Origin of the sequence: Desulfonatronum sp. SC1, from assembly GCF_003046795.1 — a bacterium.
Taxonomy (GTDB): Bacteria; Desulfobacterota; Desulfovibrionia; order Desulfovibrionales; family Desulfonatronaceae; genus Desulfonatronum.
This window is the reverse complement of the sequence record NZ_PZKN01000075.1, coordinates 1-957: the sequence shown is the minus strand read 5'-3', so window position 1 is coordinate 957 and position 957 is coordinate 1. Positions and strand designations below refer to the sequence as shown.

At 65.9% G+C, this 957-nt stretch carries 1 protein-coding gene; it reads left to right on the top strand.

The annotated features are described in order from the left end of the window. A partial coding sequence (locus tag C6366_RS19795; protein ID WP_199221568.1) for a GLUG motif-containing protein occupies window positions 1-957 on the top strand: 957 nt, incomplete at both ends.

Genomic DNA, 957 nt, shown 5'->3' with positions numbered 1-957 from the left:
GCCGACGGCTACAGCCGGGCCGCGGTGAGCGGTGGTCAACAAGCCGGCGGCTTCGCTGGCCAGCTCAACGCCAGCACCATCTCACGTTGCTACAGCACCGGTGCGGTGAGCGGTTGGTCCGCCGTAGGCGGTTTTCTGGGCCTGGTCTCCGGCGGTCAGGTCAACTACAGCTACTGGGACACCCAGACTTCAGGCCCGAGCAGCAGCTCCGCGGGCACGGGCCGGACAACGGAACAGATGCAGCAACAGGCCGGCTATGTGGGGTACAATTTCAAGACCCTGTGGCAAATCGACGAAGGCGTGGACTATCCGGAGTTTCGGGACACCGGGGCCTTGAGCCCGGACCCGCTGCCTGAAGTCCTATTAGACGATCTGACCGGTTCGGGAACGTCCGAGGCCCCCTATCTCGTCACAACTCCGGCAGAACTCAACGCATTGCGACAAGACTTGGCCGCGCACTACAGGCTGGACGACGACATAGCTTTTCCCGACGACGCCCTGCTCTGGGACCACGGTCGGGGCTGGACGCCCATCGGCACTGCCAATGACCCGTTCACGGGCAGCCTGGACGGCGCGGGCAATACCATCTCCAACCTGCACGTCAACCGGGCCGGGTCGGACCATCAAGGTCTCTTCGGCTTCTGCGCCGGGGCCTCGTTCACCGACCTGACTCTGGAGGAACCGAGCATCCATGGCAGGGACCATGTGGGCGGCCTGTGCGGTCGGGCCGAGGACAGCGACTTTGTCCGGACAAGCGTGAGCAGCGCGGACAACGGCCCGGTGATCAGCGGCAGACAGAACACCGGCGGACTGACGGGCTCGGCCCAGGACAGCTCCTTTGCGGACGCGGCCGTGACCGGCCAACGGGTTGCCGGCAGCTCGGACTACACCGGCGGGCTGGTCGGACGCATCCAGGGGGACAGCACCATTGCCGGGGCCGTGCTGACGGGTCAGAAC